At 71.2% G+C, this 13,322-nt stretch carries 13 protein-coding genes; 2 read left to right on the top strand and 11 right to left on the bottom strand.

All coding sequences use genetic code 11. The features are described from left to right. A partial coding sequence (locus tag ETD86_RS46375) for an ABC transporter ATP-binding protein (RefSeq protein WP_246149316.1) occupies positions 1-1,746 on the bottom strand: 1,746 nt, incomplete at its 3' end. 385 nt (positions 1,747-2,131) lie between these two features. Here ETD86_RS46375 and ETD86_RS46370 point away from each other — a divergent pair. Further along, positions 2,132-2,317 (top strand): hypothetical protein, encoded by a 186-nt coding sequence (locus ETD86_RS46370; RefSeq protein WP_138673007.1) that lies wholly within the window; start codon positions 2,132-2,134, stop codon positions 2,315-2,317. A gap of 50 nt (positions 2,318-2,367) precedes the next feature. On the opposite strand, the gene ETD86_RS46365 is transcribed toward ETD86_RS46370, so the two are convergent. The 7 genes from ETD86_RS46365 to ETD86_RS46340 form a co-directional block, all read right to left on the bottom strand. Continuing rightward, a complete protein-coding gene (locus ETD86_RS46365) occupies positions 2,368-5,091 on the bottom strand; it encodes a DEAD/DEAH box helicase (RefSeq protein ID WP_138673006.1) in 2,724 nt (907 codons plus the stop codon). Between the two features lie 302 nt (positions 5,092-5,393). Beyond that, positions 5,394-6,281, bottom strand: a complete 888-nt coding sequence (locus ETD86_RS46360) for a YegS/Rv2252/BmrU family lipid kinase (protein WP_138673005.1) — start codon at positions 6,279-6,281, stop codon at positions 5,394-5,396. A 16-nt stretch (positions 6,282-6,297) separates the two neighbouring features. After that, positions 6,298-7,206: a twin-arginine translocase subunit TatC gene (tatC, locus tag ETD86_RS46355; protein ID WP_138673004.1), complete on the bottom strand. Its 909-nt coding sequence runs from the start codon at positions 7,204-7,206 to the stop codon at positions 6,298-6,300. A 34-nt stretch (positions 7,207-7,240) separates the two neighbouring features. Beyond that, on the bottom strand, positions 7,241-7,555 hold the full coding sequence (tatA, locus tag ETD86_RS46350) for a Sec-independent protein translocase subunit TatA (protein WP_138673003.1): 315 nt from the start codon (positions 7,553-7,555) through the stop codon (positions 7,241-7,243). 67 nt (positions 7,556-7,622) lie between these two features. Further along, positions 7,623-7,778 (bottom strand): hypothetical protein, encoded by a 156-nt coding sequence (locus tag ETD86_RS56130; RefSeq protein ID WP_170223645.1) that lies wholly within the window; start codon positions 7,776-7,778, stop codon positions 7,623-7,625. After that, on the bottom strand, positions 7,775-8,746 hold the full coding sequence (locus ETD86_RS46345; protein WP_138673002.1) for a helix-turn-helix transcriptional regulator: 972 nt from the start codon (positions 8,744-8,746) through the stop codon (positions 7,775-7,777). The genes ETD86_RS56130 and ETD86_RS46345 overlap by 4 nt, the downstream gene beginning before the upstream one ends. A gap of 162 nt (positions 8,747-8,908) precedes the next feature. Next, complete coding sequence (locus tag ETD86_RS46340) at positions 8,909-9,871, bottom strand: helix-turn-helix transcriptional regulator (RefSeq protein ID WP_138673001.1); 963 nt, start codon at positions 9,869-9,871, stop codon at positions 8,909-8,911. Between the two features lie 37 nt (positions 9,872-9,908). On the opposite strand from ETD86_RS46340, the gene ETD86_RS46335 reads away from it, so the two are divergent. Further along, positions 9,909-10,976 (top strand): DUF3866 family protein, encoded by a 1,068-nt coding sequence (locus ETD86_RS46335; RefSeq protein WP_138673000.1) that lies wholly within the window; start codon positions 9,909-9,911, stop codon positions 10,974-10,976. On the opposite strand, the gene ETD86_RS46330 is transcribed toward ETD86_RS46335, so the two are convergent. The 3 genes from ETD86_RS46330 to ETD86_RS46320 form a co-directional block, all read right to left on the bottom strand. After that, positions 10,922-11,401 (bottom strand): DUF3291 domain-containing protein, encoded by a 480-nt coding sequence (locus ETD86_RS46330; RefSeq protein WP_170223644.1) that lies wholly within the window; start codon positions 11,399-11,401, stop codon positions 10,922-10,924. The two genes, ETD86_RS46335 and ETD86_RS46330, sit on opposite strands and share 55 nt — an antisense overlap. Positions 11,402-11,433: 32 nt before the next feature. Next, positions 11,434-12,078 carry a helix-turn-helix transcriptional regulator gene (locus ETD86_RS46325; RefSeq protein ID WP_211370733.1) on the bottom strand — a complete coding sequence of 215 codons (645 nt, stop codon included), beginning with the start codon at positions 12,076-12,078 and terminating at the stop codon, positions 11,434-11,436. 224 nt (positions 12,079-12,302) lie between these two features. Then, entirely contained in the window at positions 12,303-13,202 is a 900-nt protein-coding gene (locus ETD86_RS46320; RefSeq protein ID WP_138672998.1) for an FKBP-type peptidyl-prolyl cis-trans isomerase, read from the bottom strand. Positions 13,203-13,322 lie beyond the last annotated feature (120 nt).

Here is a 13,322-nt window from a genome sequence, read left to right as displayed (position 1 = left end):
GAGGCGCTCCGCGCGGGGCACGGGCTGCAGTTCGACGATCCGCGCCCCCTCGGGCACATGCCGCAGGTCGTGGGTGATGAGGATCGTCGTCCGACCGGCCATGAGCCGCCGCAGCGGCTTCATGACCTGGGCGGCCGTCGCCTCGTCCAGCCCGTTCATGGGCTCGTCGAGCACCAGAACGGGCGCGTCACGCAGGATGGCCCTGGCGATCGCGATCCGCTGCCGCTGCCCGCCGGACAGGAGCCTGCCCCGCTGGCCGACCGGCGTGTCGTATCCCTGGGGCAGCTGCTTGACGAAGTCGTGCACCCCGGCCGCCTCGGCGGCTCTGATCACCTCGTCGTGCGAGGCGTCCGGCCGCCCGTATGCGATGTTGTCCCGTACCGACCCGGAGAACAGCAGTGTCTCCTGGTGCAGCACGGTGACGTTGGTACGCAGCGACGCGCGGGTCAGGCCGCGGACGTCGGCGCCGTCGAGCAGGACACGCCCCGCGTCCGGGTCGTAGAAGCGCAGCAGCAGCTTGGCCAGCGTGGACTTGCCCGCCCCGCTGGGCCCGGTGAGCACGAGCAGTTCGCCGGGCCCGGCGGTGAAGGACACCTCCCGCAGCACCGGCCGCCCCCGCCCCGGGTAGGTGAAGCCGACCCGGTCGAACTCGACGCGCCCGCTTCCGTGTTCTGCCGGCACCGCGCCGGGGGCGTCGGTGACGGCGGGCCTGGTCCGCAGGATCTCGATGATCCGGTCGGATCCCGCGGCCGCCTCCGACACCGTCAGGGCGAGCTCGCCGAGGCTCTGCACGGCCGGGTAGAGCAGGGCCAGGTACGCGGCGAAGGCGAGCAGGCCACCGATGGTGAGCCGGCCCGCGGCGATCTCCCATGCGCCGACCCCGAGGATGACGATCAGGCAGACGGTCTCGATGACCTGGACGGTGGGACCGTACAGGCCGGACAGCCAGGCCTGCGCCATGTTGGCGCGCAACCACGTGCGTCCCTCGGTGTGCAGGCGGCGTGACTCGGCCGGCTGCCGGTTGTACGCCTGCACGAGCGGCTGGTTGGCCAGCCCTTCTTCCAGAACGCTGTTCATGGCGCCGTTGCTGTGCCGCTCGCGTGCCGCGGCCGTTCGGAACCTGGCCGCGAACGCCTTCGACACCAGCAGGAACGCCGGGATGAGCGCGAACGTGACGAGCGCGAGGTCCCACCGGATGAAGAACGCGGCCGCGGCGAAGAACACCGCGCTGGCGGCCGCGGTGAGCGCTCTGACCAGTCCGGAGCCGACGAGCTCCTCGATGGCCTCGACGTCGTCGGTGAGCCGGGCCATGAGGTCGCCGAGGCGCCGCTTCTCAGAGAAGTCCGGCGCGAGCGTCTGGATGTGGGCGAACACCCGGTCGCGCAAGCCCAGCAGGAATCGTTCGGCGCCGAGCGCGGTGACGTACGTGCCGGCGAAGGCCGCGACCCCCGCGATCGCGGCGAGCCCGAGCCAGCTGACCGCGGGAACCCAGAAAGCCCCCAGATCCCCGGTGGCGAGCACCTCGTCGGTGATGTGGCCGAACAGGCGGATCGCAGCGACCTCGCACAGCGCGGCCACGATGGCGAGCAGCACGCCGGCCGCGAACAGCCGGCGCAACCCGCGCGTGTCCGGCCAGAACTCGCGGAAGGTGCGGCGAAGGGAGATCGCCGGGGCGAGTTCGCGGCCGGAGGCGACGAAGGAGAGCCGGCGGCTCAGCCGCCGGCTCTCACAGGGTGTGTTTACCACCCCCACCACCTACGGTGCCTGCCACAACACCGGCGTCGCCGCCAGCGCCGTCTTCGGCAGCCCCATCCTGCGTGGAACCCGACTTGCGTGAACTGCGTGTTAGCCATGATTCCTCCCCCGTTGGATGGCCGACACATTCACAAATCGGACAATAGCACCGGAATTCAGCTAAATCACTGGATATGCACTGACTTAAAAGAGACTTGACCCGACAATCCAGCCTGGAAAGGCGATTCCGCGCGTCAGTTAAATTAGCTGCAAATGCACCGGACGGTAAAGTCGGCAAAAGGAGAGTCAAAGATGCTTCTCGGAACTAGTTCCAAGGAGCGGGCGGACGATACTTTGGTTGGATGGAATGATCCGTGCGGGCTGCCACGATCGGCGCATGACGTTCCTCGGCATCATCCTCATGATTCAGGGCTTCGGCGCGCTCATCGCCGACCACTTCTTCGACAAGAGCTTCGGCCTGCTGCACCTGTGGTTCGACGGCGGCACGCTGACCGCCGTCGCCGCCGTGGTGGGCCTTCTGGGCCTCGTGGTGATGGCCCTCGGACTCCGCCACGACGACTGACGGGCGCGGAATGACGGCGCGGAATTGACGGCGCGGGATGACGGGCGCGCTCAGGTGAGCGAGGAGTAGGCCACCACCCCGCGGCGCATGGCGTCCACGGCCTTGACTGAGGTCTGCTTGATCTTGCTGCCGGGCGGGGCAGCGCTGCTCAGCTGACCGAGCAGGTCCATCAGCTGCTTGATCCACCGTACGAAGTCGCCCGCGGCCAGCTCGTTGCCGTTGACGCCGTCCATGAGCACCGCGTCCAGGCTGTGCCCCTTCGTCCACCGGAACGCCGCCCAGGCGAACCCCAGGTCGGGCTCCCTGATGGTGGACAGCCCGTGGTCGGACTCGATGCCCTCCAACTCCCCCCACAGCCGGATCATCGCCGTCAGCGCGTCCTGGGCCCGCCCAGCGGGGATCTTGGGCCGGCGGGCGTCGTCGGCGGCCCGCGACTCGAACACCAGCGCCGACACGCACGCCGCCAGCTCGGCCGGCTCCAGCTCCTCCCACAGCCCCTTGCGCAGGCTCTCCGCGGTCAGCAGGTCCAGCTCGGTGTAGATGCGGCCCAGACGGCGGCCCTCGTCGGTGACCGCCTCCCCGTCGAGGTAGCCGAGCTGCTCCAGCACCGAGCAGATGCGGTCGAACGTACGGGAGATGACGTGCGAGCGGCCTTCGACGCGGCGGCGCAGCCCCTCGGTCTCGCGCTGCAGCTTGTAGTAGCGCTCGGCCCATCGGGCGTGGTCCTCACGCTCGTCGCAGCCGTGGCAAGGGTGCTGGCGGATGCGCCGGCGCAGCTCGTTGACCTCCTCGTCCTCCACCGTGTGGTCGCGGGCCCTGGCCGGCTTGCCGAGGTCGCGGTCGCCGAGCTTGGCCAGCAACGTGGAGACGAGATTGGCGCGCTCCTTGGGCGAGCGGCCGTTGAAGTTCTTCGGGATGCGCAGCTTCTCCAGGGGCTCGACCGGCACGGGGAAGTCGGCCGGGTCGAGCTTCTTGATCTGCTTGCCGATCGTCAGCACGAGCGGGCTGGGGCCGTTGCCGCGCGGGTTGCGTCCCGGGTCGAGCACGATCGCCAGGCCGGCCCGCCGCCCGCCCGGCACGCGGATGATGTCGCCGGGCTGCAGCGCCTCCAGCGACCGCACCGCCGCGGCACGCCGGGCGGCGCCCCGCTGCCTGGCCAGCTCGGCCTCCCGGTCGGACAGGCGGCGGCGCATCGCCGCGTACTCGGGGAAGTCGCCCAGGTGGCACGTCATGGCCTCCTGGTAGCCCTCCAGGGCCTCCTCGTGCTTGCGCAGCTGCTTGGCCAGGCCCACGACCGCCCGGTCGGCCTGGAACTGGGCGAAGGACTCCTCCAGCAGCGTGCGCGCCCGCTCCCTGCCGAACTGGCCCACCAGGTTGACCGCCATGTTGTAGGACGGCTGGAAGCTGGACCGCAGCGGGTACGTGCGGGTGCCGGCCAGGCCCGCCACCGACAGCGGGTCCATGCCCGGCTGCCACAGCACCACGGCATGCCCCTCGACGTCGATGCCACGCCGCCCGGCCCGCCCGGTGAGCTGGGTGTATTCGCCGGGCGTCAGGTCGGCGTGGGTTTCGCCGTTCCACTTGTCCAGCTTCTCGATCACCACGCTGCGGGCCGGCATGTTGATGCCGAGCGCGAGCGTCTCCGTGGCGAACACGGCCTTGACCAGGCCGCGCGTGAACAGCTCCTCCACGACCTCCTTGAACGCCGGCAGCATGCCCGCGTGGTGCGCGGCCAGTCCCCGCTCCAGGCAGTCGCGCCACTCCAGGTAGCCGAGCACCGCCAGGTCCTCGTCGGGCAGGTGCGCGGTGCGCTCGTCGACGAGCTGCCTGATCTCGTGCCGCTCGCGTTCGGTGGTGAGCCGGATCCCGGCGTGCAGGCACTGCTGCACGGCCGCGTCGCACCCGGCGCGGGAGAAGATGAACGTGATCGCCGGCAGCAGCCCCTCGGCGTCCAGCTTCTCGATCACCTGCACCCGGTCCGGCGGCCGGGAACGCTGCGGACGGCCGTAACCGCGCCGGCCCCGGCCCGCGGTGAGCCGTTCGGCGTCCCTGGTCACCCGCATCAGGGTGGGGTTGATGCGGGGCGTCTCGTCGTCGTTCATGAACATGTCGTAGAGGCGGTTGCCGACCATCATGTGCTGCCACAGCGGCACCGGCCGGTGCTCGTCGACGATGACCGTGGTGTCGCCGCGCACCTCACCCAGCCACTCGCCGAACTCCTCGGCGTTGCTCACCGTCGCCGACAGCGCCCCCAGCCGGACCGACTCCGGCAGGTGGATGATGACCTCTTCCCACACCGCGCCGCGGAACCGGTCGGCCAGATAGTGGACCTCGTCCATGACGACGAACCCGAGCCCGGCCAGCGTGGCCGACCCGGCGTACAACATGTTGCGCAGCACCTCGGTGGTCATGACCACGATCGGGGCGTCGCCGTTGACGCTGTTGTCGCCGGTCAGCAAGCCGACCTTTGCGGTGCCGTACCGCTTGACCAGGTCGTTGTACTTCTGGTTGGACAACGCCTTGATGGGGGTGGTGTAGAAGCACTTGCGGCCTTGCTCCAAGGCCAGGTGGACGGCGAACTCGCCGACCACCGTCTTGCCGGATCCGGTGGGCGCCGCCACCAGGACGCCGTCGCCGGCCTCGAGGGCTCGGCAGGCGTCCAGCTGGAAGTCGTCCAGCGCGAAGTCGTAGAGACCTCGGAACGATCTGAGAGCGGACCCTTCGTCCCCGTGCTTCTGACGGAAGGCCGCGTAGCGTTCCGCTGGCGTTGTCATACCCGTCAGCCTACCGAAATCGCCATTCCGGTCCGTCCCGCCTATTTCCCGCACTTCCGCCACCGCAGACCGCCAGCCTCCGTCACGCCGGCCCTGCGACCGCTCCCAGGGCTCCGCGCCCGCCTCAGGGCCGCATCCCCGCACCACTGCTCCGGACTGCCCCCGTGCTCGGCTGAGGTCCTGGGAGAGGAGGCGACCTGCGGCCCTCGGGGACGAGGCGAGCTGGGATCCCTCGGGGACGAGGCGAGCCGGGATCCCTCGGAGGGGGCGCATGCCACCCCAGCGCCTTTACAATGTAGATCTCAAACGATGACCCGCAGCGCCCCTGGCCGCACCTCGCACTCCACCGGCACCGGCCCCACCCGCTCCCCGTCCGCGTAGGCCACCACGTCCAGCGCTTCCAGCCGCACCTTGCGCACCCGCCGCACCGACACCGCCCGGTGCCCCACGTGCGTCCCCCGGTACACGCTCGGGAACACCCGCAGGAACTCCCCCTTGGAGATGGCGCCCACCATCACCACGTCCAGCAGCCCGTCGTCAGGCTGGGCGTCCGGGCACACCTGCATCCCGGCCCCGTACGATCGGGTGTTGGCGACGGCCACCAGCATGGCCTCCCGCTCGACCGGCTCATCCTCGTCGAAGACGACCCGGAAGGGGATGGGCCGGAAGGACCGCAGCTCCTCCAGCGTCGCGACCAGATACCGGGCCATCCCGGGCGGCCAGGTGCGCCGGTTGGCCCGCTCGTTGACCCGCGAGTCGAACCCGCAGCACACCACCCCGGCGAACAGCTCCTCGACGGTGCCCGCACGGATGCGGGCCGCGTCGACCAGCCGCGACTTCATGCGCAGCACGGTACGGGCCGCCGCGACGGGGTCCTTGCAGGGCAGGCCGAGCGCGGAGGCGATGTCGTTGCCGGTGCCCGCGGGGATGATGCCGAGCGGCACGTCGGTGCCGGCGACGGCCTGCACGGCCAGGTGGACGAGGCCGTCGCCGCCGAAGGCGACGAGCGCGTCGGGGCGTTCGGCGACGGCCGTGCAGGCGCGTTCGAGCGCGTCGGCGGCGTTGTCGCCGACGATCACCGACAGCTCGGCCCCGCCGGCGCGCAGCCGGCGGGCCACGGGTTCGAGGTGGCGCAGCGTCCGGCCGCCGCGGGCGGCCGGGTTGACGAGCAGGGCGAGTTGCGGGGACACGCCCGGAACCTATCGCCTATCGAACGGAACCGGAATCCTCTTCGGGGCGTTTGTCCTCGGGATCGCCGGGGTCGTCGTCGTCGAGCGGCGTGTCCTCCGGCAGCGGCGAGGCCTCGTCGTCGGACAGGTGCGCGAATTCGCTCTGCGGCTGCCGCTTCTCCCGCAGGTACATGAACAACTCGGCGGCCGAGAAGAGCACGATCATGGGTGCGGCGAGGGCCATCATGGTGATCGGATCGCCGCCGGGCGTGACGATGGCGCCGAACACGAACATCAGGAAGATGACCAGCCGCCGGTGCTTGGCGACCGTCGCGTGCGGCAGCACCCCGATGATGTTGAGGAACACCAGCACCAGCGGCAGCTCGAACGACACCCCGAAGATCAGCAGCATGATCAGGACGTAGTCGAGGTAGTCGTCGATCGAGATCGTGGCGACCGTGCCGTCGAGCGAGAAGCCCAGCAGGAACCCCAGGGCGGTGTCCATGATGATGTAGGACAGCGCCGCGCCCAGCGCGAACAGCGGGATGGCCAGCCCGAGGAACATCAGCGTGTAACGCTTCTCGGTGCGGTAGAGCGCCGGTGTGACGAACGCCCAGATCTGGTAGAGCCAGACGGGCGAGGCCGCCACCAGGGCGACCATCAACGAGACCTTCAGCGTGATGAAGAACGACGAGAAGATGCCGTTGTAGGTGAGACTGCACTCCCCGTTGAGCTGGCGCGACTGAGGCGTCGAGCAGTAGGGCTCCTTGAGCAGCTCCCACACCGGCCCTGAGACGATCCAGCCGATGATCAGGCCCACCGCCACGGCGGCGAACGCGATGAGCAGCCGGTTACGCAGCTCACGCAGGTGCTCCATGAGCGGCATCCGGCCTTCGGGATCCGACTCCGGCTTTGGCTTCGGGCCCGATCGTTTCAGCAGCGCCATCTATGCAGTCCTGAGGACGAGGGGACAGGTGGGGTCAGGGACGCTTGTCGGCCTGAGCGCTGGCACGCAGCCGCGCGGCCTCCTCCTCGAGCCGGCGGGCCTGCTCCTCGGCGGGCACCGCCGGTGCGGCCTGGATCGGCTGCGGGGGCGCGGGCGCCGGCTGAGGCTCGGCCGTGGCCTGCACGACCGTCGGCTTCTCGTCGTCGTCCTCGGTCATCTTGCTGGTCTCCGCCTTGAAGATGCGCAGGGACCGTCCGACGCCACGGGCGAGGTCCGGTAGCTTCTTGGCCCCAAAGAGGAGGACCAACGCCACCAGGATCAGGATGATCTCCGGAGCTCCCAAGTTCATGTGACGTCCTTCATGGTGAGCAGAGTGCTGTCCTTCCCCAGAATCGTACGCTGCCGGAGGCGCTGCCTCATCCCCTGAAGGTCTCTTTCGTCCGGATTCGCTGGTGAACTTCGGCGATTTCCCTGTTCAGCCCTCGCGCCGCGGCGACGACCCGGGCTCCGGCGGCCCCCAGCACGGCCAGCCCGGCCACGCCGAGCCCGGCGGCCAAGAAGATCCACGTCATGACCGGTGAGCGTACAGGGCCAGGGCGCGCTCGGCCTCGTGGCGCACGGTCTCGGCCATCCGAGGCGGCGAGACCACCCTGCCGGTGTCGCCCAGCCGCAGCGCCAGCTTGAGTATCCAGTCGTCGTCGCGGGCCCGCAGCGCCACCCGCAACCGCCCTTCGCCCATCTCGGTGACCTGCTCGCACGGGTAGTACTCGGCCACCCACCGCCCGGCAGCGCTGACCTCGAGCTCGACCAGCTCGTCGGTCGGCGAGGGCCGGAAGACCCCCTGGGCGACGTCGATGGGCTCGGCCTCCTCCGGCGGGTCGGCGGGCACGTCGAGCACGTCCACGCCGAGCATCCGGTCGAGCCTGAACAGCCGCATCGCCTCGGCCCGGTAACACCAGCCCTCCAGGTAGGCGCGCCCGTCGACGACCACGACCCGGGTGGGGTCGACCTCGCGCGGCGTCACCTCGTCACGCCCGGGCACGTAGTAGCGCAGCGACAGCCGGCGCCCCCGCTTGAGCCCTTCGCGCACGCGCGGCAGCGCGTCGGGGGCGGCGTCGACGTCGACGGCGACCTGGCTGCTGACGGTGGCGGCGCCCTCGCCGGCGGCCCGCTCCAGCTTGGCCATCACGCGGGGCAGCGCGTCGCTGGCGGCCTGGACCTCGGCCAGCTCGGGGGTGGCGGCCAGCATGCGCAGCGCGACCAGCAGGGCGCTGGCCTCGTCGATGCCGAGCCGCAGCGGCCTGGCGATGGTGTCGGCGTTGTCGATGATGATCTCGCCGCCGTCCCAGGACACGTCGATGAGGTCGCCGGGGGTGTGTCCGGGCAGCCCGCACATCCACACGAGCTGCAGGTCGTCGATGAGCTGCTTCTCGCTCAGCCCGAACACCCCGGCCACCTCGCCGACCTGCGCCCCGGGGTGGGACATCAGGTACGGCACCAGCGCCAGCAACCTCGGCAGCCGATCAGCCGACCCGCTCATGCGCCCTCCTCCGCCGGTCGCCTGCGCGGACCGCCGACGCGTCCATCGGTTCGCTCTCCACGCTCGCTGCCGCGTCTCATGCTTCGCTCGCTCACGCGCCCTCCTTCGTCGGTCGCGCGAGCGGTTCGCTGCTGCGTCCAATGGTTCGCTCGCTGCGCTCGCTCACGCCATCGCCCCCTTCAGTCTGCGGATGACGGCCTCGCGGGCGTCCGGCGGCTCGACGACCTCGACGTCGGCGCCGAGGCTGGCCATCCATCCCGCGAGCCGTTCGGGGTCGGAGAAGGCCAGCTCGGCCTCGTCCCACCCGTCGGTGCCCGGATGCACGGCCCTGGCCAGCTGCCGCAGCCCTTCGCACGTCCCCTGGCGCACGCGTACGACGGCGACCCGCTCCTCCATGGGCTCGTCGGGGAAGCCGACCATGGCCCGCAGATCGATGCCTTCGGGCACCTGCACGGCGCCGGCCTTGCCGAGCGCGGCCACCTGCCCGGTGATGCGGCTGAGCCGGAAGGCGCGCGGCGCCTGCCGGTCGCGGTCGAACCCCGCCAGGTACCACTTGCCGCGGCGGCTGACCACGCCCCACGGCTCCACGGTGCGGCTGCGCACGCTCTCGCTGCCGGCGCCGCGGTAGTCGAAGCGCACCACCCGCTGGTCGCGTACGGCGTCCCACAGCGCGGGAAAGGCCGGATCGCGGGTGTCCACCCGCAACTCCAGCGCGCCCCCGCCCATCGACCCGCCGACCGGCTGGTCGGTGGCCAGGCCGCCGGCGCGCAGCTTCAGCAGCGCCCCGGAGGCCGCCTCGGCCAGGCTGGCCCGCTGCCACACCTGCGCCGCCAGCCCGAGCACCGCGGCCTCGTCGGGCTCCAGGGTGATCTCGGGCAGCTCGTACGACTGCCGCTCGATCCGGTAGCCGGGCTCGTCCTCCCACGGGTCACGCACCACGTCGATGGGGATGCCGATCTCGCGCAGCTCGTTCTTGTCCCGCTCGAACATGCGCTGGAACGCCTCGTCCCCGTCCCGGTCGTAGCCGGGCACGGCCTGGCGGATCTGCTCGGCCGACAGTGGGCGCCGGGTGGCGAGCAGGCAGATCACCAGATTGAGCAACCGTTCCGTCTTCCGGCGCGACATCTGCCTCACTCCTCCTTCATGACGCTACCCTGCCCCCGTGATCAGATGGCGCAAGGGCGAGGTCGTACGGATCCGACGCGAGTGGCCGGGAGCGGTGGAGCTGGACGTCGCCGTCCCCGAGGGGGAGTGCCGGGCGCTGGCGTACCCGAGGTTGGTGGGCCGCCCGGAACCCGGCGACGAGGTGCTGCTCAACACGACCGCGCTCGCAATGGGTCTCGGTACGGGAGGTTACGCCATGGTGGTGGCCGTCCCGAACCGTTTGCCGCAAGATCCTGACGGGCCGGGGCACCTGGTGAAGGCTCGGTACACGCCGCTGCAGGCCACAGTGCTGGGCGCGGACGAGCAGGAATCCCCGCATCATGACCGGTTGCGCGAGGCGGACTCGCTGGACGGGATGCCGGTGGTGGTGGCCGACCTGCACTCGGCGCTGGCGCCGATCCTGTGCGGCCTGTACGCGGCCGCGCCCGGCACCCGGGTGGCGTACGTGATGCAGGACGGCGGCGCGCTGCCGGTGTGGTTCTCGATGGCGGCGGCGCGCCTGCGCGAGGAAGGCTGGCTGGCCGGCGTGGTCACGGTCGGGCAGGCGTTCGGCGGCGACGTGGAGGCGGTCACCGTGCACACGGGCCTGCTGGCGGCCAGGCACGTGCTGGAGGCCGACGTCGCGATCGTCACCCAGGGCCCCGGCAACCTGGGCACGGGCACCAAGTGGGGGTTCTCGGGGGTGTCGGCGGGCGAGGCGGTGAACGCGGCCGGGGTGCTGCGGGGGCGGCCGGTGGCGGCGCTGCGGGTCAGCGAGGGCGACCGGCGCGAGCGCCACTACGGCGTCTCCCACCACTCGCTGACCGCCTACGGCCGGGTGGCGCTGATCCCGGCGGACGTGCCGGTTCCTGACCTGTCCGGCGAATTCGGCGAGCGGGTCAGGGACCAGGCCGAGCTGCTGGCCGTACGGCACCGCCTGGTGGCGGTGCCGGTGGACGGCCTGCACGAGGCGCTGCGCGGCTCGCCGGTCAAGCTGTCGACGATGGGCCGGGGCCTGGAGGAGGACCTGGCCTACTTCCTGGCCTCGGCGGCGGCCGGCAGGCTGACGGCCTCGCTGCTGCCGTAGGAGTCCTTGAACGTGAATGCCTCGGAGCTCGGGCCGTGCGCCTTGAGGTATTCCAGCCGCGCCATCGCCTCGGCCAGCGACGGGATGTACCCCTCGGGGACCCACCACATCACCATGTAGGGCTCCATCGTGCGCTGGAACCACTCCCTGCGGCGGCGCAGCACGCCCAGATGGGCGCTGCGGTAGGCGTAGTTCCACAACGTGTCGAGGGACTCCCACACCGAGAAGTTGACCAGCAGGTGGTCGCCGTAGTCGTGCACGACGGTGGCGGTGGGGTCGGTCTCGCTCTCCTTCAGCCGCCACACGAACCCGGGAGCCTCGTCGGCGATGGCGTTGATGGGCTCGAGCAGGGCGACGAACTCGGCGAGCTCGGTGGAGTCGATGGGCGCGCGCAGGTGGGCGATGTTCAGCTGGGCAAGATGCATGACGTTCAGCACATCACTCCTCGCCTTCTATGTCAATCTCCATTTGTTTTAGAAAGGACGACACAACACTCCCCCGGCCGCGGATCCAGCGTCGCCCGCGCCGGGTCGTCGCCGAGCCCCTGGAGCAGGCCCTGGCACAGGGCCAGGTTCATGGAGCACACCAGCAGCGGCTGCTCCTCGGACAGGGCGTGGAACGGGCAGTTGCGCAGCCGCAGCAGGCCGCCCTCCTCGTACGGCTCGTAGCCACGCTCCCCCAGCACCCGCTCGACGGGCTGCCCGGAGTGCCGCCCGGCCATCCGCTCGCCCGCGCGGCGCGCCGCCTCCTCGGCCTGCTCCTCCGCGCCGAGCACGTCCACCACGCCGGCCAGGACCGAGGCGAGGGCGGCGTAGTCGCGCGGCGGCAGGCTCACCGACCGCTCGGCCCTGGCCCTGCGGTAGACCTTGGCGGGACGGCCGCTGCCCGGCCCCTTCTTCTCCTGCTGCCGGAACCCGCTCTCCAGCAGGCCCGCCTCGACGAGCTTGTCCAGGTGGTGCCCGGCCAGCGTCCTGGACACGCCCGCCGCCTCGGCCGCCTCTCCCCTGCCCACGTCACCGGCGCCGGCGGTGACGGCGTCGTAGAGGCTGCGGCGTACGGGGTCGTGCAGCAGGGCCAGCGCCTCTAGGTCATGGATCCTCACTGGGCCTCCTCCGTCGGCCCAGTGAACACGCTGCTGTGCCTATTGGTTCGCTCCCTACGGTCGCTCACTGGACCTCCTCCGTCGGCCCAGTGAACACGCTGCTGTGTCTACTGGTTCGCTCCCTACGGTCGCTCCCTGCGCCTCCTCCGTCGGCCCAGTGAGCACGCTGCTGTGCCTATTGGTTCGCTCCCTACGGTCGCTCACATGCGGAGTCTATTTCGCCGTCAGTACGCGGCCAGAACGTCCACGACGAAGACGAGGGTGTCAGAGCCCTTGATCCCGTACGCGGGGTGTCCCGGGGCGCCGTACCCGTAGGAGGGCGGCACGATCATCAGGACGCGGCTGCCGGCCGGGACGCCCGCAAGGGCCTTGTCCCAGGCCTTGATCACGGTGCCGTCGCCGATCCTGAACGCCTTGGGCTGCCCCGTCGTCCACGTCGCGTCGAAGATCCGGCGGCGGCTCCAGATGGCGCCCGCGTACTGGACGACCACGAGCTGCCCCGCCTGCGTCCTGCGCCCGCTGCCGCGGTCGAGCACCTTGGCCGCGAACCGGGCGGGCGGCGCGGTGGTGGGCACCGCCAGTTTCGGACGGGTGCCGCCAGTGACGCGCACGCCCGCCAGCGAGCCGCCGCGGCCCTCGATCGAGGTGCCCTTGGGATGGGCGCCGAGGATGTCGACGACGTAGAACAACTCGTCGGCCGGCTCGACGCCGCGCGGCGGGTTGGGGCCGAAGCCCTGCTCGGGCGGGATGGCCGCGATCACCCGGCTGCCGACCGTGCGGCCCTGCAACGCCCGGTCCAGGCCGGGCAGCAACTCCCCCACGGGGAACGCCGCCGGGGCGCCACGGTTGAAGCTGGAGTCGACGAGGCGGTTCTGGCCGCCGTCCCACACGTGCGCGGTGTACTGGACGATCGCCACGTCGTCCGGTTTGAGCCGTGCGCCCTTGCCGGTGGCCAGCTCGTCCACCTGCAGCCCAGCGGCCGGCCTGCCGTCGGGGAAGGCGATCGTGGGCCGGGCGCCGAACGCGCCCCCCACCTTCAGCTCCAGGCTCCCCGCCGGCTCGCCGGTGCAGCCCGCCGCCATCAGGGACGCCAGCAGGAGCGGGGCGACGGCACGGCGGAGCATGGATCCTCCCACGCGGAGCGGCCCGCCGACGCTGCGCCGCCGGGCCCCGCGATGCTACCGCGACGCCAGATCACCCGTCAGCGCGCTCCGGAAATATCCCCCATGTCCATCCCGCCCCAC

The organism is Nonomuraea turkmeniaca, assembly GCF_005889735.1.
Taxonomy (GTDB): Bacteria; Actinomycetota; Actinomycetes; order Streptosporangiales; family Streptosporangiaceae; genus Nonomuraea; species Nonomuraea turkmeniaca.
The sequence above is the reverse complement of the archived record's forward strand: the minus strand, read 5'-3'. Positions and strand labels throughout refer to the sequence as shown.